The organism is Streptosporangium sp. LJ11 (assembly GCF_051918945.1).
Lineage (GTDB): Bacteria > Actinomycetota > Actinomycetes > Streptosporangiales > Streptosporangiaceae > Streptosporangium.
This window is the reverse complement of record NZ_JBPXMB010000003.1, coordinates 201,841-227,804: the sequence shown is the minus strand read 5'-3', so window position 1 is coordinate 227,804 and position 25,964 is coordinate 201,841. Positions and strand designations below refer to the sequence as shown.

23 protein-coding genes are annotated in these 25,964 nt (G+C 73.6%); 17 read left to right on the top strand and 6 right to left on the bottom strand.

Going from position 1 to position 25,964, the window contains the following annotated elements:
• Window positions 1-97: 97 nt before the first annotated feature.
• The 15 genes from ACTOQ3_RS05710 to ACTOQ3_RS05640 all read left to right on the top strand — a co-directional run bounded on the left by ACTOQ3_RS05710 (window position 98) and on the right by ACTOQ3_RS05640 (window position 17,745).
• Window positions 98-910 carry an SWIM zinc finger family protein gene (locus ACTOQ3_RS05710; RefSeq protein ID WP_440082358.1) on the top strand — a complete coding sequence of 271 codons (813 nt, stop codon included), beginning with the start codon at window positions 98-100 and terminating at the stop codon, window positions 908-910.
• Window positions 907-3,486 (top strand): DUF7824 domain-containing protein, encoded by a 2,580-nt coding sequence (locus ACTOQ3_RS05705; RefSeq protein ID WP_440082357.1) that lies wholly within the window; start codon window positions 907-909, stop codon window positions 3,484-3,486. Before ACTOQ3_RS05710 ends, ACTOQ3_RS05705 begins: the two co-directional genes overlap by 4 nt.
• Before the next feature lie 202 nt (window positions 3,487-3,688).
• On the top strand, window positions 3,689-4,855 hold the full coding sequence (locus tag ACTOQ3_RS05700) for a PrsW family intramembrane metalloprotease (RefSeq protein WP_440082356.1): 1,167 nt from the start codon (window positions 3,689-3,691) through the stop codon (window positions 4,853-4,855).
• Between the two features lie 114 nt (window positions 4,856-4,969).
• On the top strand, window positions 4,970-5,698 hold the full coding sequence (locus ACTOQ3_RS05695; RefSeq protein WP_440082355.1) for a TetR/AcrR family transcriptional regulator: 729 nt from the start codon (window positions 4,970-4,972) through the stop codon (window positions 5,696-5,698).
• A complete protein-coding gene (locus ACTOQ3_RS05690; protein ID WP_440082354.1) occupies window positions 5,695-7,305 on the top strand; it encodes an acyl-CoA carboxylase subunit beta in 1,611 nt (536 codons plus the stop codon). The genes ACTOQ3_RS05695 and ACTOQ3_RS05690 overlap by 4 nt, the downstream gene beginning before the upstream one ends.
• Window positions 7,306-7,313: 8 nt before the next feature.
• Window positions 7,314-9,353 (top strand): acetyl/propionyl/methylcrotonyl-CoA carboxylase subunit alpha, encoded by a 2,040-nt coding sequence (locus ACTOQ3_RS05685; protein ID WP_440082565.1) that lies wholly within the window; start codon window positions 7,314-7,316, stop codon window positions 9,351-9,353.
• Between the two features lie 56 nt (window positions 9,354-9,409).
• Window positions 9,410-10,222, top strand: coding sequence for an enoyl-CoA hydratase-related protein (locus tag ACTOQ3_RS05680; protein ID WP_440082564.1), 813 nt, complete (start codon window positions 9,410-9,412; stop codon window positions 10,220-10,222).
• Between the two features lie 91 nt (window positions 10,223-10,313).
• A complete protein-coding gene (locus ACTOQ3_RS05675; RefSeq protein ID WP_440082353.1) occupies window positions 10,314-12,095 on the top strand; it encodes an acyclic terpene utilization AtuA family protein in 1,782 nt (593 codons plus the stop codon).
• A 187-nt stretch (window positions 12,096-12,282) separates the two neighbouring features.
• The gene (locus ACTOQ3_RS05670) at window positions 12,283-12,795 is read left to right on the top strand and encodes a hypothetical protein (protein WP_440082352.1); all 513 of its coding nucleotides are present in this window, start codon (window positions 12,283-12,285) and stop codon (window positions 12,793-12,795) included.
• 221 nt (window positions 12,796-13,016) lie between these two features.
• Window positions 13,017-14,042 (top strand): phosphotransferase family protein, encoded by a 1,026-nt coding sequence (locus tag ACTOQ3_RS05665; RefSeq protein ID WP_440082351.1) that lies wholly within the window; start codon window positions 13,017-13,019, stop codon window positions 14,040-14,042.
• A gap of 150 nt (window positions 14,043-14,192) precedes the next feature.
• Window positions 14,193-14,774, top strand: a complete 582-nt coding sequence (locus ACTOQ3_RS05660; protein ID WP_440082350.1) for a TetR/AcrR family transcriptional regulator — start codon at window positions 14,193-14,195, stop codon at window positions 14,772-14,774.
• Between the two features lie 119 nt (window positions 14,775-14,893).
• Window positions 14,894-16,000, top strand: coding sequence for a Gfo/Idh/MocA family protein (locus ACTOQ3_RS05655; protein WP_440082349.1), 1,107 nt, complete (start codon window positions 14,894-14,896; stop codon window positions 15,998-16,000).
• A gap of 196 nt (window positions 16,001-16,196) precedes the next feature.
• Entirely contained in the window at window positions 16,197-16,421 is a 225-nt protein-coding gene (locus tag ACTOQ3_RS05650) for a hypothetical protein (protein WP_440082348.1), read from the top strand.
• Between the two features lie 135 nt (window positions 16,422-16,556).
• Window positions 16,557-17,429: a helix-turn-helix domain-containing protein gene (locus ACTOQ3_RS05645; RefSeq protein ID WP_440082347.1), complete on the top strand. Its 873-nt coding sequence runs from the start codon at window positions 16,557-16,559 to the stop codon at window positions 17,427-17,429.
• 46 nt (window positions 17,430-17,475) lie between these two features.
• On the top strand, window positions 17,476-17,745 hold the full coding sequence (locus ACTOQ3_RS05640; RefSeq protein WP_440082346.1) for a hypothetical protein: 270 nt from the start codon (window positions 17,476-17,478) through the stop codon (window positions 17,743-17,745).
• A gap of 50 nt (window positions 17,746-17,795) precedes the next feature.
• Here the strand turns inward: ACTOQ3_RS05640 and ACTOQ3_RS05635 are convergent, their stop codons facing one another.
• Window positions 17,796-18,605, bottom strand: coding sequence for an AraC family transcriptional regulator (locus tag ACTOQ3_RS05635; RefSeq protein ID WP_440082344.1), 810 nt, complete (start codon window positions 18,603-18,605; stop codon window positions 17,796-17,798).
• Between the two features lie 99 nt (window positions 18,606-18,704).
• On the opposite strand from ACTOQ3_RS05635, the gene ACTOQ3_RS05630 reads away from it, so the two are divergent.
• On the top strand, window positions 18,705-19,076 hold the full coding sequence (locus tag ACTOQ3_RS05630) for a cupin domain-containing protein (protein WP_440082343.1): 372 nt from the start codon (window positions 18,705-18,707) through the stop codon (window positions 19,074-19,076).
• A gap of 49 nt (window positions 19,077-19,125) precedes the next feature.
• Here the strand turns inward: ACTOQ3_RS05630 and ACTOQ3_RS05625 are convergent, their stop codons facing one another.
• The 5 genes from ACTOQ3_RS05625 to ACTOQ3_RS05605 form a co-directional block, all read right to left on the bottom strand.
• Entirely contained in the window at window positions 19,126-19,779 is a 654-nt protein-coding gene (locus ACTOQ3_RS05625; RefSeq protein ID WP_440082342.1) for a TetR/AcrR family transcriptional regulator, read from the bottom strand.
• Window positions 19,780-19,890: 111 nt separating this feature from the next.
• Window positions 19,891-21,306: a sensor histidine kinase gene (locus ACTOQ3_RS05620; protein ID WP_440082340.1), complete on the bottom strand. Its 1,416-nt coding sequence runs from the start codon at window positions 21,304-21,306 to the stop codon at window positions 19,891-19,893.
• A complete protein-coding gene (locus ACTOQ3_RS05615; RefSeq protein ID WP_440082338.1) occupies window positions 21,303-22,010 on the bottom strand; it encodes a response regulator transcription factor in 708 nt (235 codons plus the stop codon). The genes ACTOQ3_RS05620 and ACTOQ3_RS05615 overlap by 4 nt, the downstream gene beginning before the upstream one ends.
• A 43-nt stretch (window positions 22,011-22,053) precedes the next feature.
• The gene (locus ACTOQ3_RS05610) at window positions 22,054-23,568 is read right to left on the bottom strand and encodes a phytoene desaturase family protein (protein ID WP_440082337.1); all 1,515 of its coding nucleotides are present in this window, start codon (window positions 23,566-23,568) and stop codon (window positions 22,054-22,056) included.
• 309 nt (window positions 23,569-23,877) lie between these two features.
• Window positions 23,878-24,780, bottom strand: a complete 903-nt coding sequence (locus ACTOQ3_RS05605; RefSeq protein ID WP_440082335.1) for a LysR family transcriptional regulator — start codon at window positions 24,778-24,780, stop codon at window positions 23,878-23,880.
• A 166-nt stretch (window positions 24,781-24,946) separates the two neighbouring features.
• Here ACTOQ3_RS05605 and ACTOQ3_RS05600 point away from each other — a divergent pair, with 166 nt between their 5' ends.
• Window positions 24,947-25,963: a YeiH family protein gene (locus ACTOQ3_RS05600; RefSeq protein WP_440082334.1), complete on the top strand. Its 1,017-nt coding sequence runs from the start codon at window positions 24,947-24,949 to the stop codon at window positions 25,961-25,963.
• Window position 25,964 lies beyond the last annotated feature (1 nt).

Below are 25,964 nucleotides of genomic sequence, written 5' to 3'. Positions count from 1 at the left end.
AACGGCCGGCGGCCTTCGCCGCCGGGCGCTGATTCGCTACGGGCAAAACCGGTCTCCGTTGTGAGAAATGTCGGCGATCACGGCTACGGTCCCGATCATGACCAATGCGGTGCAGGCGTACGCGTACGCCGGACCCTCCACGCTCACCGCCGGGCGGCTGGCCCTGTCCACCTCGGGCGGACGTACGGTACGCGGCCCGCTGAGCCGTCCCCGGTTCTTCAGCGGCCTGCTGACCGAGGCCGCCCCGGCCGCGGCCGGGCTGCTCGCCGTCGCGAACGTGGCGCAGGCCCGTTACGACCGCCCGGTCCCGACCTTCTCCCGCGACCCGGTGGTGACCTGCAACGGCGACCGGCTCCGCTTCGAGTCGTTCTCCGCCTGCGGCGGCGTCTACGCCCGCCTCGACGTGCTGGAACGCGCCCTCGACGGAGAGGTGGTCGACCTGGGCACCACCAACGTCGACGTCAACGGCCCGCTGCGCGAGGCGCTGGCCCGCGTCGGCGCCGACCTGGTCGGCGCGCTGCTCGCCTTCGAGCCGAGAGTGGAGCCCGACCTGCTCGCCGAGCGCTCCGGTCTCGACGCGTCCCGGGTGCGGGCCGCGCTGACCCAGCTCGGCGCGGCCGGCCGGGTGGGCTACGACACCGCCGAGGCCGGTTACTTCCACCGCGAGCTGCCCTACGACCGCGACAGGGTCGCCGCGATGAACCCGCGCGCCAGGGCCGCCCGCGAGCTGGCCGGCGGCGGGGCGGTACGGCTCGACGGGCCCGGCCGGGCCCTGGTGACCTCCGGCGACCAGGTACGCGAGGTACGCGGCACCGCCTGTACCTGCCCGTGGTGGGCCAGGCACCAAGGGCGACGAGGACCGTGCAAGCACGTGCTCGCCGTACAGATCATGAGGGGAGCCCGGACGTGAGCGCGTGGGACGACGTACGCGACCTGATCGACAAGAGCGACGCCGACGGCGTCGCGAAGCTGGTCGTGACCCTGGACGACGCCGCCAGGCGCGAGGTCGCCAAGCGGCTGCCGGGGCATCTCAAGGAGATCCGGCTCTATCTCGACCCCTGGCGCGGCGCCGGGGAGCGGGCCGAGGCGCTGCGCGCGGCGGGCGCCGGCACGATCGCCGCCGCGGCCTCCGTCGCGTCCTGGCTCACCCGGCGCGGCCTGGTCGGCTCCCGCGAGACGGTGGACGACACCGATCGGCTGCTCGGCCTGGTCGGCGCCCGCCCGCACGCGTGGCAGGCCGAGCTGGCGGCGCGGCTGGCGGAGAAGCTCCGCGGGAGCGACCCGAGTTACGAGCTGACCGCGTCCCTGATCCACCGGACGGGTATCGAGCCGCCGGCCGACGACGGCTTCGTCGTGGGCTGGGTGTCGGCGGCGCTCGGCCGCGGGCGGGTGGCCGAGGTGCTGGCCGCCGACCCGCTGCTGGACGCGCTCCTGCCGCGGATCTTTCACGCCCAGGGAGTCGGCGAGGCCCTGCAGTGGGACGGTGACCCCACCTCCGGCCACACCTGGCTGGGCGGGCTTCGCACGCTGGCCGCCGGCGGCCGGGTCGACCGCGCGATGCTGCTGGACGGGTGCGTCGGCCGGTTCCTGCGCGGCGGCACCGCGCTGGAGCTGCGCTTCTTCGTCCGCCTGCACCAGGCGCTCGAACCCACCCCCGCCGAGGTCGGGTCCCGGGCCCGCGACTACCTGCGGCTGCTGCCGTCCGCGCCCGGCACGGTCGCCGAGCTCGCCCTGGGTCACCTGCGCGAGCTGCCCGGCATACCGCCCGGTGACTTCGCCGAGGCCGTCGAGGCGCTGATGTACCGGCCGGAGAAGAAGCTCGTGCGCGCCGCCCTCTCCTGGATCGACCGGTCCGTGCGGCCGGCGCCCGAGTACGCCGAGGCGGCGGCCGCGGCCCTGGCGACGGCCTTCGCTCACGAGGCCTCCGACGTGCAGGAACGCGCCGTTCGGCTCGCCGTCAAGCACGCCGCGCACCTGGACCCGGCGCCGCTCCGCGACGCGGCCGGCGCCCTGCCCGCCGATCTGCGAGCGCTCCTCGGCGTCGGGGAGCGGCCCGGCGAGAAGGAGGAGGAGGGGCCCGCCCTCCTCGTCGTCCCGGGGCTCCCCCGAGTCGAGTTCCCGCCGCCCATCACCACGGCGGCCGAGCTCGGCGCGGAGTTCGCCCGGCTCGCGGCCGACCCCTACAGTCAGCTCGACCGGCTGGAGACCGAACGGCTGATGGCAGGGCTGGTCGAGCTCACCCACCGGGACCGCGAGGCCGTGCGGGCGGCCCTGACTCCGGTGCCGGTCCGCGAATGGGGATGGAGCGAGAACGACAACCCGCTGGCGTGGCTGTGGGCGGCCATGCAGGCCGTCGCCTCTCCGTCGGCGCCGTCATCCGCGCCCCGTTTTCCGGGGCTCGGCCATATCTCGGTGCCGCACGTGCTGACCCTGCGCCGGGTGGCCGAGCTCGTCACCGCGGCGCGGGCGGACGCCCTGCCGCCGGTGCTGCTGGCCACCCCGACGAGCGCCGACGGCCATGTGGACCCGGCCGAGCTCCTCGCCCGTCTCGAACGGCTGCAAGCCGTGGGTATGGACCCGCCGGACGCCGACCTGCAGCAGGCGTTGCTGCGGATCCCCCGGCGGGTCGACGCCGAGGTCGCCGCGAGGGCCGCCGGGCTCACCACTTCAGCCGGGCGGCTCGTGGCGCGATGGATGTCCGGGGAGGGGCTGGCCGATCCCGTGGTGACGGTCCGGTACAGCTACGTCGTGGGCGCCTCCCGCCGCTGGTTCGACGAGGGGGAGCAGCCGCTGTACTGCTCCAACCCGCGTGCGGCCTCGTTCGTCGCGGCCTCACCGGCCGGGCTCGACCTGGTCGACCCGCTGTGCCGCGATCCCGAGACCTACGTTCACAACCGCGGCGGGTACATGAGCTGGTGGGCCGGGGTCATGCCCTCCCATCGCGAGGTCATCGCGGCCCACGTGCTGCCGTTCTTCGACTGGGACTGGCCGGAGAACAGTCCCGGGCTGCCGATCCTCCACGATCTCGCGCGGGCGGACGGCCCCCTCGGCCCCGCCTTCGCGACCATGCTGGCCTTCCACCTGAACAACGCGGACCCCGCCGAGCGTACGGCGGCCCTGGACCTGCTCCTCGTCCTCGCCGCGGCCGGCGACCTGCCCGCCGCCGACCTGGGAGACCAGCTCGGCCGCCTGGTCGGAAACGACATGGCGACGCTGAGCCGCGTCATCCCGTCGCTGACCGAGGCGGAACGGGCGGGCGCGGGCGCGCAGGTGTGGCGGACCGTCGCGGCGGCCCTTCCGCACGTGCTGCCCGCCGACGGGGAACGGCCGCCCAGCGGCCTGGCCGACCTCATCGCGCTCGGTGTCAGGACCGCTCCCCCCGGCGACACCACGCGGATTCCCGGCCTGGCCGCGATCGCCGCGCGCGGCGGGTCGAGCCGGATGGTCCGCGAGGCGCTCCGCCTCACCCGGCTGCTCTCCCCCTGACGAGGTGAACCCTCCCCCGGGGGACGACGCCCCGGGGACGGCGTACCGGCCGCTCGGTCGCCGGGGGCTCACCACCCGCCGACCGGGACCGGGGGCGGGCCGCCGGGTGGCCGGTCGTTTTGTGAACGTCAAGCAGGTGTCAACCGGTTTGCGGAACTGTGGTGCTTTTCAACCAGAGGCGACCATGAGGAGACCGACACCGATGGACACGAACGAGGCGGCCGTGCCCCCCGCGCAGGGCGGACGACCGCCGATTCTGCCGCCCCGGCCTGGCAGGGGGCTGATCGCCGCTCTGGCGGTCTCCGGGATCTGTGTCCTGATCGCCATGGGCATCGTCCTGGCGAACGGGGGCACCGCCGGTTTCGGCGTCTCGTTCGCCCTGGGGCTGGCACCGCTGCCGATCCTGCTCGCCGCCGTGCTCGCGCTCGACCGGCTGGAGCCCGAACCCCGGCTGAACCTGCTCTTCGCGTTCGCCTGGGGAGCCGGTATCGCGGTGGTCCTCGGCGTCGTCCTGGGGCTGGGCGGCACGACGGTGCTGGTGCGGGCCTTCGAGGTGGGCGAGCAGGCGGCGGATGACATCACCACGGTGGTGGTGGCCCCCGTGGTCGAGGAGGCGCTCAAGGGCGCCGCGCTCCTGTGGCTGATCTGGCGGTGCAGGCGCGAGATCAACGGCCCGACCGACGGCATCATCTACGCGTCCATGGTCGGCCTGGGGTTCGCCACGGTGGAGAACATGATCTACTACTCCGCCGAGTTCACCGAGGCGGGCACGCAGGGGGCGGTGGACCTCTTCGTGCTGCGGGGGCTGGTCTCGCCGCTCGGGCATCCCCTCTTCACCTCGATGATCGGGCTCGGCGTCGCCTACGCGGTCACCGCGCGCCGCAGGGGCGCCTTCCTGGCCGTCCCGCTGGGCTACCTCGGCGCCGTACTCCTGCACGGCCTGTGGAACGGGTCCGCGACGCTGGGGGCGCTGCCCGCCCTCGGGGCCGTCTACCTCCTGGAGCTGGTCGTCATCTGCGCGCTCGTCGTCGTCACCGTACGGGAGCGGCGGCGGCTGGCGGCCATGATGGGCGTGTACCTGCCCGCCTACCTGCCGACCGGCCTGGTCACGCCGCACGACATCGGCATGCTCGGCTCGCTGGGCACCCGAAGGCAGGCCCGCCGGTGGGCCAGGAAGATCAGGGCGGGCCGCGCGATGTCCGACTACCAGCAGGCCGCGACCGAGCTGGTCATGCTGCATCAGCGCGCCGAGCGCGACGGCACCGACCCCGGGGAGCTCGCCGCCGAGCGCGACGCCCTGCTGGCGGTCATGGCGCGGTCGCGGGAGAGCTTCGCGCCGCGCTTCCCGTCACAGCCACAGCCCGCGTAGGACGGCGTACGAGCTCACCGGCCCACCTCCCCGGCCGCCGCGAGGTCACCGAACGCCTGGCGGAGAGAGGTACGCCCCTGGCGGGGGCGCCGGTTGTGGGCTACCGTACTTGACGTGATCGTCAAGTCTGAGACCCTCGGCAGCCGGGGGCGGCGCACCCGGGCGGCGCTCGTCCAGGCGGGGCGGGAGGCGTTCGAGGAGCGGGGCTACGACGCCGTGCGCGTCGACGACGTCTGCGCCCGCGCCGGGGTCTCGCACGGCACCTTCTACACCTACTTCGGCTCGCGCGAGGAGCTGTTCCGCGAGGTGGCGGCGACCGTGGTGGGCGAGATGTTCACCGCCAGCGTGGTCGGGCCGGCCGCCCCCGGCGACCCGTACGCCCGCATCGAGGCCGCCAACCTGCTCTACCTGCGCGCGTGGGCCGCCAACTCCCGGCTGGTACGGATGCTGGAGCAGGTCGCGGTCACCGACGAGAGCTTCCGCGGCCTCCTGCTCGAGCTGCGCGAGGTCTTCGTGCGGAGGGGCGCGGAGGGGCTGCGGCGCCTGCAGGAGCAGGGGCTGGCCGACCCGTCGCTGGATCCCCGGCTGACCGCCGTGATGCTGGGCGGGATGGTCGAGCACTTCGCCCACGTCTGGCTGGACCTCGGCGAACACGCCGACGAGCGGACCGCCGTCGCGACGCTCTCCACGCTCTGGGCCCGGGCCATCGGCCTGACACCGGCTCCGGCGGGGGGCCCCGCGCCGGTACGAACACCGTCGTCGCCGTCACAAGCACAAGCACCGACGCCGACGAGCCGGATCGTCGATGTGACGTCCGTGTCAACCAAGGGAGCGGGTTCATGAGCCGCCTGGACACCTCCGGTGACGACTACCTGGCGCGGCGCGAGGCGATGCTCGCCAAGCTGGCCGAGCTCGACGCCGAGCACGCCAGGGCCGTGGCGGGCGGCGGCGGGAAGTACGTCGACCGGCACCGAGCGCGGGGCAAGCTCCTGGCCAGAGAGCGGATCGAGCTGCTCGTCGATCCCGACTCGGCGTTCCTGGAGCTCTCGCCGCTGGCGGCCTGGGGCAGCGACTTCCCCGTCGGGGCGAGCGTGGTCACCGGGATCGGGGTGGTCGAGGGTGTCGAGTGCGTGCTCGTCGCCAACGACCCGACCGTGCGGGGCGGCTCGTCCAACCCGTGGACGATGCGCAAGACGCTCAGGGCGGCCGACATCGCCCTCGAGAACCGGCTGCCGCTGATCAACCTGGTGGAGTCGGGCGGGGCCGACCTGCCGACCCAGAAGGAGATCTTCATCCCCGGCGGCCGGATCTTCCGCGACCTGACCCGCCTGTCGGCGGCCGGGATCCCCACGATCGCCCTGGTCTTCGGCAACTCCACGGCCGGTGGGGCGTACGTGCCGGGGATGAGCGACCACGTGGTCATGGTCAAGGAGCGCGCGAAGGTCTTTCTCGGCGGGCCGCCGCTGGTCAAGATGGCCACCGGGGAGGAGGCCGACGACGAGTCGCTGGGTGGTGCCGAGATGCACGCGCGTGTCAGCGGCCTGGCCGACTACCTCGCCGCCGACGAGCACGACGCGCTGCGGATCGGGCGGCGGATCGTCAGGGGCCTGAACCGGCGCGGGTCCGGCGTCTCCCCCGGCGCCGTGCGCGAGCCGCTGTACGACGAGGACGAGCTGCTGGGCATCGTGCCGGAGGACCTGAAGATCCCGTTCGACCCGCGCGAGGTGATCGCGCGGGTGGTGGACGGCAGCGAGTTCGACGAGTTCAAGCCCCTGTACGGCGGGAGCCTGGTGACCGGGTGGGCCCGCCTGCACGGCCATCCGATCGGGATCCTGGCCAACGCCCGGGGCGTGCTGTTCAGCGAGGAGGCGCAGAAGGCGGCGCAGTTCATCCAGCTCGCCAACCAGGTCCGCGTCCCGCTGGTCTTCCTGCAGAACACCACCGGCTACATGGTCGGCAAGGACTACGAGCAGGGCGGCATCATCAAGCACGGCGCCATGATGATCAACGCGGTGTCCAACTCGTCCGTCCCGCACATCACGATCGTCATGGGCGCCTCGTACGGGGCGGGCAACTACGGGATGTGCGGCAGGGCCTACGACCCCCGATTCCTGTTCACCTGGCCCAGCGCCAAGTCGGCCGTGATGGGGCCAGCCCAGCTCGCCGGGGTGCTGTCCATCGTCGGCCGGGCCGCCGCCCAGGCGCGCGGCCAGGTCTACGACGAGGAGGGCGACGCGGCGATGCGGCAGCTGGTCGAGGCCCAGATCGAGGCCGAGTCGCTGCCGTTCTTCCTGTCCGGCCGCCTCTACGACGACGGCGTGATCGACCCCCGCGACACCCGGACGGTCCTGGGCCTGTGCCTGTCCGCCGTCGGCGACACCGTCGACAAAGCCGCCTTCGACAACGACACCGCCCCGCGGCCCTCGGGCTTCGGCGTCTTCCGGATGTGACCATGCCCATGCCCATGACCATGCCCGTCCCGCCGATCCGCCGCCTGCTCGTCGCCAACCGGGGTGAGATCGCCCGCCGCGTCTTCCGTACCTGCCGCGACCTCGGCATCGAGACCGTCGCGGTCTTCTCCGACGCCGACGCGGACGCGCCGCACGTGGCCGAGGCCGACCACGCCGTACGGCTGGGCGGGGTCAGGCCCGCCGACACCTACCTGTCGGTGGAGAAGGTCATCGAAGCGGCCCGCGCGTCGGGCGCCGACGCGGTCCATCCCGGGTACGGCTTCCTGTCGGAGAACGCCGCCTTCGCGCGGGCCGTACCGGAGGCCGGGCTGACCTGGGTCGGCCCTCCGGCCGGGGCCGTCGCCGCGATGGGCTCCAAGATCGAGGCCAAGGCGCTGATGGCCGGGGCCGGGGTCCCGGTGCTGCCGGGTTTCGTCGCGGGACCCGGCTACTCGGCGGACGACCTGGAAGGCGACCTGGACGCCGTGTTCACCCGGATGGGCGGGACGGCCTCCGGATGGGCCGTACCCCTGCTGGTGAAGGCGTCGGCCGGTGGCGGCGGGCGCGGGATGCGCGTCGTGCGGCTCACCGACGACCTGCCCGAGGCGGTCGAGTCGGCGCGCCGGGAGGCGGCGTCGGCGTTCGGGGACGGCACGGTGTTCGTCGAGCCCCTGCTGGAGGGCGCCCGGCACATCGAGGTGCAGATCCTGGCCGACGGGCACGGGACGGTGTGGGCGCTGGGCGAGCGGGAGTGCTCGATCCAGCGGCGGCACCAGAAGGTGGTCGAGGAGACCCCGTCCCCGGCGATCTCCCCCGCGATGCGGGCGCGGCTCCTCGACGCGGCGGTCACCGCCGCGCGGGCCATCGGCTACGTCGGCGCCGGGACCGTCGAGTTCCTCGTCAGGGACGAGACGGTCGCCTTCCTGGAGATGAACACCCGCCTGCAGGTGGAGCACCCGGTGACCGAGTGCGTCCACGGCGTCGACCTCGTCGAGTGGCAGCTGCGGATCGCCGAGGGCGCCCGGCTCCCCGCGTCGCCGCCCGAACCGTCCGGGCACGCCGTCGAGGTGCGCCTGTACGCCGAGGACCCGGCCCGCGACTGGCTTCCGCAGAGCGGCGTCCTGCACCGCTTCGAGGTTCCCGGGGTGGACGCCCGCTTCGCGCCCGTACCCGGCGGGCGCCACGGGCTGCGGCTGGACTCCGGCGTCGAGGACGGCTCGGAGATCGGCGTCCACTACGACCCGATGCTCGCCAAGGTCGTCTCGTACGGCGCGAGCCGCCCCGACGCCGTGCGCAGGCTGGCCGCCGCGCTGGCGGGCGCGAGGATCCACGGCCTCGTCACCAACCGGGACCTGCTGGTCGAGGTCCTGCGCCACCCGGCGTTCCTGGCCGGGGACACCCACACCGGTTTCCTGGAGGAGCACGGGCTCACCGGGTCCCCCGCGCCCGGCCGGGAACGGCCGGAGCTCGCGCGCCTGTCCGCCCTCGCCGCCGCGCTCGCGGGGGCGGCGGCCAACCGGGCGGCGGCGACCGTGCAGGCGGGACTGCCGAGCGGGTGGCGCAACGTGGTGTCGCAGCCGCAGCGCGCCGCCTTCGCGGAGGCCGAGATCTCGTACCGGATCACCAGGGACGGCCTGCGGGCGGAGGGGTTTCCCGATACGGTCCTGGTCGGTGCGACGCCCTCGCTCGTGGTGCTGGAGACCTCGGGCGTGCGGCACCGGTTCGCCGTCGCCCGCTACGACGACGTGACGCACGTGGACTCCCCCCTCGGTTCCGTACGGCTCACCCCGCTGCCCCGCCTGCCGGAACCGGTGGAACACGTGCTGCCCGGCTCCCTGGTGGCGCCCATGCCCGGTACGGTGCTGCGGGTCGACGTCAAGGCCGGCGAGACCGTCGGGGCGGGGCAGGTGGTCGTGGTGCTCGAGGCCATGAAGATGGAGCACCGGATCGCCGCGCCCGCGCCGGGCACGGTGGCGGCGGTGAACGTGACGCCGGGCCGCCAGGTCGAGGCGGGGGCCGTGCTGGCCGTGATCGAGGAGCAGACGTGACCGCCTCCCCCGGTTCCCGGGAGCCGGGAGGGGGTCTCGACGACGGAAGGACCGAGATGAAGAGCGACGGGGGCTGGCCGGTGGAACGCCTGGTGCGCAGGGAGGTGTCCGGCGGGGTGGCGACGATCACCCTCGACTCCCCCCGCAACCGCAACGCGCTGTCGGTGCGGCTGCTGGGCGACCTGGAGGACCGGCTCAACTGGGCGCTGGCCGAGGAGAGCGTCCGGGTGATCGTGCTCACCGGGACCGGGCCGGTGTTCTGCGCGGGCGCCGACCTGAAGGAGCAGCGGGTCGCGCCGGGCGGCGCGCACGAGGCGCCGGTGACCGCGTCGTTCCCGGAGATCATGAGCCTGATCTGGGAGAGCCCGAAGCCGGTCGTCTGCAGGCTGAACGGCACGGCGCGGGCCGGGGGGCTCGGCCTGGTGGCGGCGTGCGACTTCGCGATCGCCCCCGACTCCGCGTCGTTCGCGTTCAGCGAGGTGCGGCTCGGCGTGGTGCCCGCGATGATCTCGGTGACCGTGCTGCGGCGGCTCGACCCGCGCGCCGCCGCCGAGTACCTGCTCACCGGTGAGACGTTCGACGCCGCCCGCGCCGCGGAGATCGGGCTGCTCACCCGCGCCGTGCCCGAGGAGGAGCTGGACGCGACCGTCGCCCACTACACCGGCATGCTGCTGCGCGGCGGCCCCGAGGCTCTCGCCCTCACCAAGCAGCTGGTGCGGACCGTGCCCGGACTGAGCGTCGAGGAGGGCATGCGCCAGATGGCCGAGCTGTCCGCGCGGCGGTTCACCTCCGCCGAGGGGCAGGAGGGGATCGCCGCCTTCATGGAGAAGCGGCCCGCGTCGTGGATCCCCGCGCCGGAGGCGAGCTGATGCCGTACGGCGAAGCGGGGGCGCGCGGCGAAGCGTCCGTGGCGTCCGTGGCGTCCGTGGCGTCCGTGGCGTCCCGGCCCGAGGAGGGCTGATGCTGCGCGTCGCCAACTGCTCCGGCTTCTACGGTGACCGGCTGTCGGCCGCCAGGGAGATGGTGGAGGGCGGCCCCATCGACGTGCTCACCGGCGACTGGCTCGCCGAGCTGACCATGCTGATCCTGGCCGGGAACCGGATGAAGGGCCGCCCCGGCTACGCGCCGACCTTCCTCAAGCAGCTGGAGGAGGTCCTCGGGACGTGCCTGGAGCGGGGCGTCAGGATCGTCTCCAACGCGGGCGGGCTGGATCCTGCCGGGTGCGCCGAGGCCGTACGCGAGCTGGCCGGGCGCCTCGGGCTGCCGGTGAGGGTCGCCCACGTCGCCGGCGACGACCTGACCGGCCACGACCTGGGCGGCGCCCCCAACGCGGACACCGGCGAGCCGCTGCCCGCCCCCGCCCTGACCGCCAACGCCTACCTGGGAGGCCGCCCGATCGCCGCCGCCCTGTCGGCCGGGGCGGACGTGGTGGTGACCGGCCGCGTCACGGACGCCGCCCTGGTCACCGGGCCGGGAATCTGGCGGTACGGGTGGGGCCCTGACGACCTCGACGCGCTGGCCGGTTCGGTGGTCGCCGGGCACGTCATCGAGTGCGGCTGCCAGGCGACCGGCGGCAACTACGCGTTCTTCGGCGAGGTGCCCGACCCGGCGCGCTGCGGGTTCCCGCTGGTGGAGCTGGAGGCCGACGGATCCAGCGTGGTCACCAAGCACCCGGGGACCGGGGGGCTGGTCTCGGTGGGCACGGTCACCGCGCAGCTGCTGTACGAGATCGGGTCGCCCCGCTACCTCGGGCCCGACGTGGTCGCGCGCTTCGACACGATCCGGCTGGAGCAGGAGGGCCCCGACCGGGTCCGCGTCTCGGGGGTGCGCGGCGAGGCCCCTCCCGGCACGCTCAAGGTCGCCGTCAACTACCTGGCGGGCTACCGCAACACGATGACGCTCGTCCTGACCGGCCTGGACATCGAGGCCAAGGCCCGGCTGGCCGAGGAGGCCATCTGGTCGCGGGTGCCGAAGGAGTCGTTCGACGAGGTCCACGTGGAGCTCACACCGCTCGCCGGGACCGCCCTGCTGCGCGTCACCGTGATGGACGCCGACCGGCGGAGGGCGGGGCGCGCCTTCTCCTCGGCCGTGGTCGAGACCGGCCTGGCGAGCTATCCCGGCTTCTACGGCCTCACCCCGCCCGGAGACGCCTCGCCGTACGGGGTCTACTGGCCCACGCTCGTCCCGGCGGAGACGGTGCGGGCCCGCGTCTGGCTCGACGGCCGCGAGCTCGCCGCCGTACCCGGCACAGGCGGCGCACCCGGCGCACGTGACCTGTCCGAAGTGTCCGGCACACCGGATGTGACGACCGCGCGGGTGGCGAGCGGCGGCGAGACCGCGGGCCACGGGGGCGACACCGACACCGACACAGACGCCGACACCGCCCCGCACGACGAGCGCGGCGACGGTGAGACCGCGCGGGTCGCGCTGGGCGCGATCGTGGGCGCCCGCTCGGGGGACAAGGGCGGCAACGCCAACCTGGGGGTCTGGGTCCGTACGGCGGAGCAGTTCGGGTGGCTGGAGGGCTACCTGACGGTCGAACGCCTGGCGGGACTCCTGCCGTTCACCGCCGGCCTGAAGGTCGAGCGCTTCGAGCTGCCCAACCTGCTCGCCCTCAACTTCGTCGTGCACGGCCTTCTCGGCCGGGGCGTGGCCGCGAGTCCCCGTCTCGACGCCCAGGCCAAGGCCCTCGGGGAGGAACTCCGCGCCGGGCTCGCCGACATCCCGCGACGCCTCCTCTGAGCCGACATCCCGCGACGCCTCCTCTGAGCCGACATCCCGCGACGCCTCCTCTGACTCGCCGGCGCGACTCCGGTCCGCCGCCACGACGGCGCTCGCATCGATCCTCCGTCTCGCCGGGGAGGGGTCGCCTCATCCGCGCAGACCCGCCAGGGGCACCGAGAGCACGACGGGCGCCTACCTTGACGCGATGGACGCCATCCCGCTGGGCTCCCCCGCGCCGAGGACGCCCCCGCGACGCGTCCTCGCCGCGCTCGGGCCGCGGATGCTCGCCCTGGCCGCCGAGCGGACCCTCGGCGCCCACCCCTACTTCGTGCCGGTGGAGCACACCCACCGGGCGAGGGAGATCATGGGTCCCGGCGCCTTCCTCGCGGTCGAGCAGGCCGTCGTGCTGGACACCGACCTCACGAGGGCCCGCGAGGTCGCCAGAGGACACCTGGGTCCCTACATCGGCATGGCCGCCCACCAGATCGCCAGCCTGCGCAGGCTGGGCTTCGGCGACGACGACCTGGCGGACGGCGGGAGCGACCGCCTGGTCGACGCGATCGTCGCCTACGGGGACGCCGACGTCATCGCCGGGCGCGTCCGGGCCCACCTGGACGCGGGCGCGGACCACGTGTGCCTGCAGGTCCTGACCGCCACCCCCGCGGCGCTCCCCATGCGTGAGTGGCGCGAACTGTCCGCCCTGGCCACGGCCGGCTGACCACGGCCCGCCGGGCGGGTCATCACCCGGCCGGTGCGCCGCGAGCACGTGGGCGACGAGCCGGAAAAGCCCACCCGATGTCCGGAAACGGGTTCTCGCGGCGCGGGCGCCGCCTCCGCCGACGCGGACGCCGTTCCCGCCGGAGCGGGAGACTATTGACCGTCGCGAACGGGAATCATAGATTCGCCCCACCTAGAACATCATTCGGTCAAGGAGGGCGCATGACGTCCACGCACATCGACGTCACCGCGATCGACTTCGACGTGCTCGGTGCGTGGATGGACGCGCGGGGGCTGCCGGAAGGGCCGTTCGAGCGGGTCGCGCCGGTGACGGGCGGGACGCAGAACGTCATGGTGCGCTTCGAGCGGGGCGGGGCGTCGTACGTGCTGCGCAGGCCGCCGTTGCACCCGCGCGCCAGGAGCAACGAGGTGCTCCGCCGGGAGGCGAGGGTGCTCGCGGTCCTGCGCGACACGCCGGTGGCGGCGCCGCGCCTGGTCGCGGCCTGCACCGACGAGAGCGTCATGGGCGCGGTCTTCTACCTGATGGAGCCGGTCCGGGGGTTCAACGCCACCGTCGAGCTGCCCGAGCCGCACGCCGGCGACCCCGCGATCCGGCACCGGATGGGACTGGAGGCGGCCTCGGCGCTGGCCGACCTCGGGCGGGTGGACCACGGCGCGCTCGACGGGTTCGGCCGCCCCGAGGGGTTCCTGGAGCGGCAGGTGCCCCGCTGGATGGGCGAGCTGGACGGCTACGGAGCCCTGGAGGGATATCCGGGACCCGACATCCCGGGGCTGGCGGAGACCGCGGGCTGGCTGGAGCGCAACCGGCCGAAGGAGTTCACCCCGGGGATCATGCACGGCGACTACCACCTGGCCAACCTCATGTTCGCCTGCGACGGGCCCCGGGTGGCCGCGATCGTCGACTGGGAGATGTGCACGGTGGGCGACCCGCTGCTGGACCTGGGATGGCTGCTGGCCACCTGGCCGGCCCCCGACGGCGTGGGGGTGATCTCCGGCGGGGTCACCGGGCTGGCCACGGCCGCCGAGCTCGTCAACTGCTACGCGGCCCTGTCCGACCGGGATCTGTCGGCCGTCGACTGGTACGCGGTGATGGCCTGCTTCAAGCTCGGCATCGTCCTGGAGGGCACGCACGCCCGCGCCTGCGCGGGCAAGGCTCCCAAGGAGATCGGGGACCTGCTCCACGCCACCACGCTGAACCTGTTCGCCCGCGCCCGGACGTTCATGTGACATGCGATGGAATCGGCGTCGGCGCTCCCGGCCGGCGCCCGGCCGCGGCCCGGCGGGACGATGCCGTGGTCGACGGCCGAGGCGCGGGCGGTGCCCGCACGAGCGGGGAAAACTTGACTGCTCGTTCCAGATAAGGCTAGCTTGGACGACATGGCACGGGTGAGGGAGTTCGACACGGAGGCCGCGCTGGAAGCGGCGATGTTCGTCTTCCGGCACAAGGGCTACGAGGGCACCTCGGTGCAGGACCTGGTCGACGCCACCGGGGTGGGCCGCGGCTCCCTCTACGCGGCGTTCGGCAGCAAGGAGGGCGTGTATCAGGCGGTGCTGGACCGCTACCGGGAGCGGTACGCGCTCCCCCTGGTCGATCTGCTGCGCAGCGGCACCCCGGCACGGGAGCTGATCCGCGACATCCTGGTCGACCTGGTGGAGACCATCCTGCGGGACGGGCGTGAGCAGACCTGCCTGATCGTCAGCGCCGCGACCGAGCGGCTGTGCCACGACCCCGAGGTGTCCGCGCGGGTGGGGGCGACGACCTCGCTGCTGGAGGACGAGCTGACCGAGGCGATCAGAGCGGCCCAGAACCGCGGTGAGCCGGTCGGCGTCCGTGATCCCCGCGACTCGGCGAGGTTCCTCATGACCCTCATCCACGGGTTACGTGTCACGGGGGCGATCAACCCCGACCGCCGGTACCTGATGAGCGTCGTGGAGGCGGCCCTGGGCTGCCTCGACTGATGTTTTCACGGCCCGAATCTGTAACGATCATTCAAGATATTCGCCGTCGGTGGACAGGAAGAGACGACATCGGCACACCCCGTTCGCCACAGGCGGCCGGGCATCACCCTAGGAGCATCATGAACATCGGCGTCGGCATCATCGGGGCGAGCACCGGCGGCTGGGCCGCCATCAGCCACGTTCCCGCGCTCAAGGCCCTCCCGGGCTACGAGTTGCGCGCCATCAGCACGTCACGCCGCACGTCCGCCGACCTGGCCGCCAAGGAGTTCGACGTCCCGGCGGCCTTCGACGACCCCGCGGACCTGATCGCCCACCCCGGAGTGGATCTGGTGGTGGTGTCGGTCAAGGTGCCCCACCACCACGCGCTGATCTCCGCGGCGCTGGCGGCGGGGAAGATGGTCTACAGCGAGTGGCCCCTCGGCGTCGGCACCGACGAGGCGGCCGACCTGGCCACCCGGGCCGAGGCCGCGGGGGTCCGCACGGTGATCGGGCTGCAGGGCGGCTTCCTTCCGGCGATCCGCCACACCCGTGACCTGGTCGCGGACGGCTACGTCGGGAAGGTGCTCGGCACGACACTGGTCGGATCGGGCCTGGCCTGGGGCCCCGTGACCGACCGTGCGCACGCCTACCTCTACGACGCCGCCGCCGGCGCGACGCCCCTGACCGCGTCGGCGCTGCACGCCCTGGAGGCGGTGAACGCCGTGCTCGGCGAGCTCACGACCGTCTCGGCCAACCTGGTCACCAGCCTCACGCAAGCACAGGTGATCGACGACGGCTCCACCATCCCGGTGACGGTGGCCGACCAGGTGTCCGTCACGGGCACCTTCCGCGGCGGTGCCGCCCTCTCGCTGTTCTACCGGGGCGGCGTCTCCCGCGGCGACAACTTCCACTGGGAGATCAACGGCACCGACGGCGACCTCGTCCTGACCGCGCCCGGCGTCAACGGCAACCTCCAGGCGCTGGACCTGCGACTGCGGGGAGGCCGGGGCGACGCCCAGGCGCTCGCCGACATCGCCCTGCCCGACAGCCTCTTCCATCCGGTCCCGCGCGACCTGCCCGCGACGGCGCAGGGCGTGGCCCAGGTGTACGCGCGCTTCGCCCGGGATCTGCGCGAGGGCACGCACACCGTGCCCGGCTTCGACCACGCGCTGCGGCGGCACCGGCTCGTCGACACGATCGAGCGGGCCTCCCGCACGGGAACCGCCCAGACTCCGGCCCCGGCGTAGGGGCGCCGCCCGGGCGTCCTCCGTCGCGGGAACACCTCGCCCATCAGGTCCGCCGGGTTGTTCCCGGCCTGCGCCTCAGCACCCCCTGCCCCCTGCTCCGGCACCGGTCCGCCCCCTTGAAACCTTCATGCAACCTTTCGCGCCCCAGGATTGCTCGCAATTGCTTCAAGAATGTGGTTCGGGGAAGGATTCAGTCATGCGTCTCCGGTTTCTTGGCTCCACCTCCGAGGCGGGGGCCTGTCCCTCCCTCTACGAGACCGACCGCGGGACCATCGTGGTGCAGGGCCTCCGGGTGACCGACGCGGCGGCGCTGGCCGATCTGCGCCACGTCCTGGACGGCGAAACCGCCGTCGAGGTACCGCGCGAGCTTCTCGTGGACATCGCGCGCCGAGTACTTTCTGTAAATGTTGGTCACGATTAGGAGTGCTCTCTGGCTTGATCCACATTCTCGGGTCTAGCGTCGTGCGCACCATGCGGGAGGTGACGTGGGCACGCTGGGAGCACAGGCGGACGGCGGCCGCGCCATCCGGCTCGCGCGAACGGCCGAGGAGATCGTGTGACCGGGTTCCAGCAGGCCAGAACCGAACTCGGGGTGCGGCTACGGCACCTGCGTGAGGCCGCCCACCTGTCGGGCAAGGAGCTGGCCGAGCGGTTGAGATGGCAGGCGTCCAAGGTCTCCCGGATCGAGAACGCCCGCCAGACCGCGACCGAGGACGACGTCACCCGGTGGGCGCAGGCCGTGGACGCCTCCCCCGAGATCGCCGGGGAGCTGGTGGAGCAGGCCGCGAGCCTCCTGGGCCGCCAGGACTCCTGGCGGCAGCGGCACCGCAGCGGGCTGGCGGCGCTCCAGGAGGACATCCGCGACGTGGAGGCGCGGACTACCCAGCTACGGGTGTTCGAGCCCGGCGTGATCATCGGGCTGCTGCAGACCACCGAGTACGCCAGGAGCATCTTCACCCGGATCAAGCGCCTCTACCAGGCGCCCGACGAGATCGACGCGGCCATCCGGGTGCGCATGCAGCGCCAGGACATCCTCTACGACCAGAGCAAGCGGTTCAGGTTCGTCATGCCGGAGGCGGCGCTGCGCCACCGGCTCGCCCCGCTGGACGTGATGCGCGGGCAGCTCGACCGGTTGCTGGCGGTGACGGCGCTGCCGAACGTGGAGTTCGGCGTGATCCCCTTCGAGGCGTCCCTGCCCTCGGCGCTGCTCAACGGCTTCTGGATGTACGACGACGACCACGTGGCGGTGCCGACCAGGACGAGGGACCTGCTGCTGCGCGACCCGGAGGACGTCGCCTTCTACGCGCGCACCTTCGAGGAACTCTGCGAGGTCGCGGCCTTCAGGGAGGGCGCCAGATCGGTGATCGTCCGAGTACTCAGCGATTTCTCCGGACAATCAGCCGACCAAACACCGCAATTGCTTGATTAGCATCCCAAGATCGTGCAATTCTCTGTCGAGACGGAGGTGACGCACGATGCTGGACACGCTGTCTTGTCTCGAGAGACTCGTTGCCGCGATACGACTGCACGCCGACCTTTCCGTGCAACGGATCTCGTTCGGCGATCCCGCCTACGTCTACGTCCGCAACCGCTTCAGCAGCACCCTGGCCGAGACCGTGACCTGCTCCCCGGACGGCGGCTTCATCACGTCGTGGGGTTACCGGCTCGGCAGCAGCGAGAACATCGACGACGCCGCGGCCCGGCTGGCCTTCCTGCTCGCCGCCCTGCCCACCCCCCGGGCCTGACCGCCCGGACACGCCGCGACGGCCGGAAGCCGGACGAGGCTTCCCTCCTCTCAGGTCCGCGTGGTGTAACGGGCGGGTGTGGTGCCGACGTGCCGGGTGAAGTGCCGGGTCAGGTGCGCCTGGTCGTGGAAGCCCACGCTCGTGGCCACCTCGGCCGGCCGCCGGCCGCTCAGCAGGGCCCGGCGCGCGTGTTCGACGCGTCTGCCCGTGAGGTAGGCGTGCGGCGGCAGGCCGTAGGTCTGCTTGAAGCACCGGATCAGGTGGGTCGGGTGAGCGTGCAGGACGGCGGCGGCCTCCTGCAGTGACAGGCCCTCCCGGACGCGCGCGTCCAGCAGTTCACGCAGCCCGGCGGCCAGGCGGTGCGCCTCACGGCCGGGTGTGCGAGGCCGCGACGCCTCGAGATGGAACCGCAGCCGCTCCGCGACGAACGACAGGCGTGATCCGGCCTCGAACTCCTCCCCCGGCCGGCCGAGGGCGGCGTGCAGCCGGTGGATGCGGTGACGCAGGAGCGGATCGGCGACGATCGGAGCGTCCACCGCCCTGCCTGTCAGGTGTTCCGGAAGCACGCCGGTGTCCAGGTAGAGGACTTTCTTGCGGAAGCCGGCGGGGGTGACGGTCCTGCCGTCGTGCGGGACACCCGGCGGCAGGAGCACGACGGCGGCGGCGGGGTCGGCGGCGCCGTGCCGGTGACGATCCAGCCCGAAGTCGACCGCCCCGGCATCGAGGATCATGAGATCCCACGTGTCGTGCGTATGGGCCGGGTAGGCGTGGTCGGTGAAGTGCGCGTGGAAGACCTCGGCGATGCCGGCGACAGGCGGCCGCCACGCCCTGATCGTCGGCGGCGGTCGGCGGGCGGTCATGCCAGAAACGTACAAGACGGACGGCCTGCGCGTGGGCCACGCTCGTCACATCGGCCACCGCCCCGGCCGGGGCGGTCCTGTTCGAAAGGTGGCAGCGAGTTGTCCGTTTCCCTGGATCCCGTCAACATCGTCCGCGCGCTGGACCGGTTCGGCGAGTTGTGGACGCAGAAGAAGATCGCCGACCTCAACGACTACGAGATCAAGCTCGCCAAGCTCAAGGGGGAGTTCGTCTGGCACACCCACCCGGAGACCGACGAGCTGTTCCTGGTCATCAGCGGCCGGCTCACCATCCGGCTCGGAGAGGGGGACGTCGTCCTCGGGCCCGGCGAACTGTACGTGGTGCCCCGCGGTGTCGAGCACTGCCCGGTGGCCGAGGAGGAGACGGCCATCCTGCTCGTGGAGCCCGCCGGCACGCTCAACACCGGTGACGCGGGAGGTCCGATGTCCAAGGCAGCCGAATCCCTCGGCTAGGGCCGCGAGGCCACGGTCCTCGTCGCCGTGACCGGCCTCGACGCGGGTCCTAGGAGGACTCGGCCGGCGCGTCGGGGAAGTCGGAGAGGGCGAGGCCGACCTCTCGGGCGGCGGCGACCCGGGCGTGGTGGAGCATCCTGCTCCGCGACATGTTGCCGGTGTGCAGGGTGTACCGGACCACGAGACCGTCGAGCATGCCGTCGATCCGCTCGGCCGAGCCCAGGGGGTCGTCGCAGGTGAACTCGCCCGAGGCAACGCCGTCGGAGATCACCTGGCTGAGAATCTCGATCCAGGCGCCCTCCAGCTCCAGCAGGATGGTGCGGACGTGCTCCTCGCGCACCCCGACGGCCCAGGCGTCGACCCAGAGGATCCAGCTCTGGTCGGAGCGGGAGGCCGGGATGTAGAAGCGCAGGACCCGGTCGAGGAGCTGGACGGCGGTGCCGGGGCCCGCGACGATCTCCTTCAGCCGCTGGATCTCGGAGTCGCTGGTGCTGCGGAGCATCTCGGTGATGAGATCGTCCTTGGTGGCGAAATGGTAGTGGATCAGCCCACCGCTCACGTTCGTCGCCCTGGCGATGTCGGCGACGCGGGTGCTGGCCAGCCCGCGCTCCAGCACGACCCGCCTGGCGGCTTCAAGGAGCTCCGCTCGGCGCTGGTCGGCCTGGTCGGCGCGGCTGCTGCGCGCTCCTCCTCCGCTGTGCACGGCGCAAGACTACAGCAGCGTGGGGTCACCGCCCCACTACTCCTGATTGGCCAATCAGTCAATAGTTTCGCCCCGGTCTCACCGGCCGTATCCGGTCACCGTACGAGCGGCTCACGCGCCCGCGGCGGGGGACCGGGTGGGAGAGCCGGGCAGGCGGAGGCGGGCGAGGGTGCCACCCCCGGCGGCGTTCTCCAGGTTCACCTCTCCCCCGGCGTCGCGCACGGCCTTGGCCACGATGGCCAGCCCCAGTCCCGAGCCGGGCATGCTGCGGGCCGAGGACGACCGCCAGAACCGGTCGAACACGTACGGCAGCTCCTCCTCCGGGATGCCGGGGCCGTGGTCCCTGACAGTCAGCTCGCCGTCACGCAGCCGCACGCTCACCGGATCGGCCCGGTCCGCCGAGAACTTCACCGCGTTGTCCAGCAGGTTCACCACGGCCCGCTCCAGGGCGGCCTGGTCGCCGCGCAGGTACCAGGGACTCAGCTCCACCTCGACCGCGGTGTCGGGGGCGCGCAGCCGGGCCCTGCGCACGGCCGCCTCGACGGCGTCGTGGAAGGCGACCTCGACGTGCGGCTCGTGCTCGTCCTCCGAGCGCGAGAGCTGGAGCAGGTCCCCGACGAGCGTGGACATCTCCTCGAACTGGGCCTTGAGGTTGGCCAGCAGCCTGCGCTTGGGAGCGGCGTCGAGGGGGCGTCCGGCGTTCTCGCTGCGCAGCAGCAGGTCGATGTTGGTGCGCAGGCTGGTGAGCGGGGTGCGCAGCTCGTGCCCCGCGTCGGCGATCAGCCGTCGCTGGCGCTCGCGGGACCCGGCCAGCGCGGTGGTCATCGCGTTGAAGGAGACGCCGAGCCTGGCGATCTCGTCGGTGCCCTCGACCGGGATCCTGGTGTCGAGGTCCTCGGTCCTGGCGACGTACTCGACGGCCTCGGTCAGGCGGCCGACGGGACGCAGCGCCGTACGGGAGACGAGCAGCCCGGCGGAGGCGGCGCCGAGCACGCCGAGCGCGGTGACCCCCGCGAGGATCCAGGCGAGCGCGGCGAGGGTGGAGCGGACCTCCTCCAGGGACCGGGACTCCATGACCGCGAGACCCGGGCGGACGTTCCTCGTCATCACCCGGACCTCCTCGCCCCCGTCGGTCACGCCGTTCCTCAACGCCCGCCCGCCCAGGGGGCCGTGGGTCAGGGCCAGGTCCGCCGGGGTGACCCTGACGGGGGTGGAACCCGCCACGCACCTCCCGCCGTCGGCGTAGACCAGCTGGATGGGCGGCAGGCGGGACGGCAGCCTGCGACCGGCGATCTCTCCCCGGTCTCCCGGGACCCCCGGGACTCCCTGCCCTCGCGGCCCCCCCGGACAGTACGGCCCGATCCACTCCATGCCCTGCGGCCGTCCCTCCAGCGAACCGTCCACCTGCCGCAGCAGCTCGGCCCGCACGACGAACCAGCACAGCGCCGCGCACACCGCGATCGCCAGCGCCACGGCCGCCGCCACCAGCAGGGTCAGCCGGGAGCGCAGGGAGCGGCGACCGTTCACGCGGAGGCCCGCAGCACGTAGCCGACGCCCCGGACGGTGTGGATCAGCCGGGGGCGCCCGCCGATCTCGGTCTTGCGGCGCAGGTACATGACGTAGACGTCGAGGGAGTTGGAGGACGGCTCGAAGTCGAAGCCCCACACCTCGCCGAGGATCTGCTCGCGGGTGAGCACCTGGCGGGGGTGGACCATGAGCAGCTCCAGCAGCAGGTACTCGGTGCGGGTCAGCTCCAGCGGCTCGCCGGCCCGGGTGACCTCGCGGCCGGCGACGTCCATCCGCAGGTCGCCGAAAGTCAGGACCGCGTCGTCCTCGGCCGCGGGCGCGCTCAGGGCGCCGCGCCGCAGCAGCGCCCTGACGCGCGCCAGCAGCTCGTCCAGCTCGAACGGCTTGACCAGGTAGTCGTCGGCCCCCGCGTCCAGGCCCGACACCCGGTCGCCCACGGCGTCGCGGGCGGTGAGCATGAGCACCGGCAGGTGGTTGCCCGCCGCCCTGAGCCTGCGGCAGGCGGTCAGCCCGTCCAGCCGGGGCATCATGACGTCGAGCAGGACCAGCTCGTACGGCTCCCGGTCGATCGCCTCCAGCGCCGCCCGGCCGTCCGAGGCCAGGCCGACCCGGTAGCCCTCGAACTCCAGGCTGCTCTGCAACGCCTCCCTGAGCGCGGGCTCGTCGTCCACGACCAGCACCCGCGCCGCCTCACCCTCGGCCATGGCCTCCACGGTAGACGCCCATCATGAGAGCCGGATGAACGTCTCAGGCGAGCAGCGCCATGGCGGCGTTGTGGCCGGGGATGCCGCTGACGCCGCCGCCGCGCCGGGCGCCCGCGCCGCAGAGCAGGACGCGCTCGAAGGCGGTCTCCACCCCCCACCGCCCCGGCTCCCCGTACGGCCAGGACAGGTCGCGGTGGAAGATGTGCCCGCCGGGCAGGCCCGCCTCGGTCTCCAGGTCGACCGGGGTCTTCGCCTCCAGGCAGGGCCTGCCGTCGGGGGCGCGCAGCAGGCAGTCCTCGACGGGCTCGGCGAGCACCGCGTTCATCGAGGCGAGCGTGGCGCGCAGCGCGGCCTCGTGCGCCCCCGCCGGGTCCTCCCGGAACAGCCTGGCGGGCATGTGCAGGCCGAACAGCGTCATCGTGTGGGCTCCGGCCTCGCGCAGTTCCGGGCCGAGGATGGAGGGGTCGGTCAGCGAGTGGCAGTAGACCTCGGCCGGGGGCAGCGAGGGGATCCGCCCGGCCGACGCCTCCGCGTACGCGCGGGCGAGCTGGTCGCGGCCCTCGTTGATGTGGAACGTGCCGCTGAACGCCGCCGCGGGGTCCACGCCGGGGTCGCGCAGGCGCGGCAGCCTCGAGAGCACCATGTTGACCTTGAGCTGGGCCCCCTCCGGGACGGGCCCGGCCCCTCCGAGCAGCCGGGCGAGCACGGCGGGCGGCACGTTGGCCAGGATCCGCTCGCCCGTCACCGTGTGCTCCCCGTCCGCGTCGCGGAAGGCGACCTCGCCCGAGGGGTCGACCGCGAGGACCTCGGCGCCGGTCAGGATCTCCGCCCCTGCGGCGCGGGCGGCGCCGGCGAGCGCGCCGGACACCGCGCCCATGCCGCCGACGGGGACGTTCCAGTCGCCGGTCCCGTCGCCGATCACGTGGTAGAGGAGGCAGCGGTTGGCCAGCAGGCCGGGGTCCGAGGGGTCGGCGAAGGTGCCGATGAGGGCGTCGGTGAGGACCACGCCGCGCACGGTGTCGTCGGCGAACCGCTCGTCCACCACCTCGCCGACCGGCCGCTCGAACAGGTCGCGCCAGGCCTCCTCGCCGACGAGGTTCCGCATCGCCGCCCGGTCGGCGAGGGGTTCCAGCAGCGTCGGCGCGACCCGCTCGGCCACGTCGGCGGTCATCCCGTAGAAGCGCCGCCACGCCTCCAGCTCGCCGTCGCCCCCGGTGACCCCGGCGAAGGACGCCGCGGTCCGCGCGGCGTCGCCGTTGTCGACCAGCAGCCCGGTCTCCCCCACCGGCGTGTACGAGGCGTACCGGCGGCGGCGCAGTGCGATCTTGAGGCCCAGGTCGGCGACGACCTTCGAGGGCAGCAGGCTGACCAGGTACGAGTAGCGCGAGAGCCGGGCGTCGACCCCGGGGAACGCCCGCGCCGACACGGCGAGCCCGCCGACGTGACCGAGGCGTTCCAGGACGAGGACGCGCCGTCCGGCGCGGGCGAGGTAGGCGGCGGCGACCAGGCCGTTGTGGCCGCCTCCGACGATCACGGCTTCGTAGCGAGAGCGGAGCACGAGACTTCCCGGTGAGGTGAGGTCTTCCCGATGAGGGGAGGTGAGGGGACGCGGGGCCGGGACCGCGGCCGTCAGAGACCCGTCTGCCAGTGCGGCTCGGGACAGAGCACGCTCGGCGTCTCGACCATCACCATGTGCCTCACCATATCCCGAATTCCCGAAATATCGCCGTACTGGCGGCCATAAGCGCAGCCGCACGCGCTCCACCGCCCCCACCCGCCGGCAACCGCACACGCCCCGCCGCCCTACCCGCCGGCACACCCGCCGGCAGCCGCACGCGCCCCCGACCGCACCGCGCGACCGCCCGGATCACCGCCCCTCGCGGGCGGCGGAGAGGGTGATCGTGAGGAGGGTGGCGGCGGGGCCGGTGGGGGCACGGCCCTCGCGCCAGACCGCCCGCAGCCGGCGCGTGAGGTCGATGTCCCTCGTGGGCACCTCGACCAGGCGGCCGGTGGCCAGCTCGGCCTCCACCGCGTAACCGCTGAGCACGGCGGGGGCGGCGCCCTCACGGGCGGCGCCCTTGACCGCGGCGTTGGAACCGAGCTCCAGCTTCGGGGCGGCGACGTCGTGGCCGGTGAGCGCGAGGTCCAGCGTCTCGCGGGTGCCCGACCCCCGCTCGCGGACGACCAGCGGGGTGGCGGCCAGTTCGGCGGCGAGCAGCGGGGTGCGGCGGCGCGCCCACGGGTGCCCCGGCGCGACCACCACCACGAGCCTGTCGGTGGCCACCACCCGCGACACCAGCCCGGCCGGGACCGAGGGCCCCTCCACGAACCCCAGCTCGATCTTCCCGCCGATCAGCCTCGCCACCTCGGCCGAGTTCTGCACGTCCAGGCCGACCTGGACCTGGGGCTCGCGGTCCTGGAGCTCCCCCAGCCAGCGCGGCAGCAGGTACTCGGCCACCGTCATGCTGGCGGCGATGTGCAGGTGCGCGGCCCGGCCGTGCCGTACCGCCTCCGCCCCCCGCATGAGCTCCTCCGCCGCCGCCAGCACCTGCGCGGCCCAGGCCGAGACCATCACGCCCTGCGGGGTGAGGGTGGACCCGCGCGGGGTGCGTTCCAGCAGTGGCAGCCCGAGGCGGCGTTCCAGCAGCGAGATGCGCTTGCTCACCGACGGCTGCGCGACGCCCGCGGCCCGGGCCGCCTGGCCGAGGCTGCCCAGGCGTTCCACGTCGACGAGCAGGCGCAGGGATTCGAGGTCGGGCAGCTCGCTCATAGCGCCAGGCTATGACCTTCCAGGGAGGTGATGGCTACCGGCCTCCGCGCGCCGCGCCGACACTCGGGGGATGCCCGCCTCCCCCTCCCCGCTCACGCGTTCTCCCGGCTCCGCCGCGCGCACTCCTCAGGCACCCGTACGACCGGCGCCGGCACCGAGACCCGGAGTGCTCGCGGCACTCGGAGCGCTCGCGCCGGGGCTCGGGGCCGCGGCCGTCGCGGTGGTCCTGGCGACGGCCGCGACCAGGGTCGTTCCCGGGGTGAGCGCCGCCGTGGTCGCGGTGGTCCTCGGGGTCGCGCTCACCAACCTCGGCGGCCTGCACCGGTCGCTGGCCCCCGGGCTCGGGTTCGCCGCCCGCCGGGTGCTGCGCCTGGCGATCGTGCTGCTCGGCCTGCAGATCGCGCTGCCGGAACTGCTGGCGCTCGGCTGGCGGGCGCTGGCGGTGGTCGCCGTGGGGACCGGCGTCACGTTCGCCGCGACGCGGTGGATCGGAGGCCGCGTCGGGGTGAGCCCGCGCAGGTCCCTGCTGATCGCGACCGGCGTGTCCGTCTGCGGGGCCGCGGCCGTGGCCGCCATGCACGAGGTCGCGGAGAGCGACGACGACGACGTGGCGGCCGCGGTGAGCGTGGTCGTCCTGTACGGCAGCGTCTCGATCGTCACGCTGCCCCTGCTCGCGGGGGCGCTGGGGCTGACCCCGCACCAGCTGGGCCTGTGGGCCGGGGCCTCGGTCCACGAGGTCGCGCAGGTGGCGGCGATCGGCGCGGCGGCCGGGGCGGGGGTGCTGGTGAGCGCGGTGGCCGTCAAGCTGGCCCGGGTCGTCCTGCTCGCCCCGATCGTCGGGCTCACCTCCGTCTCCCTGCGCCGTGCCGCGGCCTTCCCGCGCCGTACCGCGGCGGAACGTCCCGAGGCCGGGCGGGCGGCGCGACGCCCGCCGGTGGTGCCGCTGTTCGTCGCCGGGTTCGTCGCGGCCGTGGCGGCGCGGAGCCTGGGCGTGGTGCCGTCCGGGATCACCCGGGTGGTCCCCGATCTGACGGCGGTGCTGCTCGCGGCGGCGCTCTTCGCCCTGGGCACCGGTGTCGACCTGCGGAGGCTCGTGCGGGGTGGGCGGTCGCTGCTCCTGGGCGGGATCGCCACGGTCATCATCGGCGGGATCTCACTGTTCGGAGTGCTGGTCATTGGCTGAT

Excerpts from the sequence above, each read along its gene's own strand:
- ACTOQ3_RS05615 (WP_440082338.1), bottom strand. The coding sequence starts at position 22,010 with ATGGCCGAGGGTGAGGCGGCGCGGGTGCTGGTCGTGGACGACGAGCCC.
- ACTOQ3_RS05690 (WP_440082354.1), top strand. The coding sequence starts at position 5,695 with ATGAGCCGCCTGGACACCTCCGGTGACGACTACCTGGCGCGGCGCGAG.
- ACTOQ3_RS05635 (WP_440082344.1), bottom strand. The coding sequence starts at position 18,605 with ATGACCGCCCGCCGACCGCCGCCGACGATCAGGGCGTGGCGGCCGCCT.
- ACTOQ3_RS05650 (WP_440082348.1), top strand. The coding sequence starts at position 16,197 with ATGCGTCTCCGGTTTCTTGGCTCCACCTCCGAGGCGGGGGCCTGTCCC.
- ACTOQ3_RS05670 (WP_440082352.1), top strand. The coding sequence starts at position 12,283 with ATGGACGCCATCCCGCTGGGCTCCCCCGCGCCGAGGACGCCCCCGCGA.
- ACTOQ3_RS05665 (WP_440082351.1), top strand. The coding sequence starts at position 13,017 with ATGACGTCCACGCACATCGACGTCACCGCGATCGACTTCGACGTGCTC.
- ACTOQ3_RS05685 (WP_440082565.1), top strand. The coding sequence starts at position 7,314 with ATGCCCATGACCATGCCCGTCCCGCCGATCCGCCGCCTGCTCGTCGCC.
- ACTOQ3_RS05655 (WP_440082349.1), top strand. The coding sequence starts at position 14,894 with ATGAACATCGGCGTCGGCATCATCGGGGCGAGCACCGGCGGCTGGGCC.
- ACTOQ3_RS05660 (WP_440082350.1), top strand. The coding sequence starts at position 14,193 with ATGGCACGGGTGAGGGAGTTCGACACGGAGGCCGCGCTGGAAGCGGCG.
- ACTOQ3_RS05700 (WP_440082356.1), top strand. The coding sequence starts at position 3,689 with ATGGACACGAACGAGGCGGCCGTGCCCCCCGCGCAGGGCGGACGACCG.
- ACTOQ3_RS05710 (WP_440082358.1), top strand. The coding sequence starts at position 98 with ATGACCAATGCGGTGCAGGCGTACGCGTACGCCGGACCCTCCACGCTC.
- ACTOQ3_RS05605 (WP_440082335.1), bottom strand. The coding sequence starts at position 24,780 with ATGAGCGAGCTGCCCGACCTCGAATCCCTGCGCCTGCTCGTCGACGTG.
- ACTOQ3_RS05680 (WP_440082564.1), top strand. The coding sequence starts at position 9,410 with ATGAAGAGCGACGGGGGCTGGCCGGTGGAACGCCTGGTGCGCAGGGAG.
- ACTOQ3_RS05640 (WP_440082346.1), top strand. The coding sequence starts at position 17,476 with ATGCTGGACACGCTGTCTTGTCTCGAGAGACTCGTTGCCGCGATACGA.
- ACTOQ3_RS05675 (WP_440082353.1), top strand. The coding sequence starts at position 10,314 with ATGCTGCGCGTCGCCAACTGCTCCGGCTTCTACGGTGACCGGCTGTCG.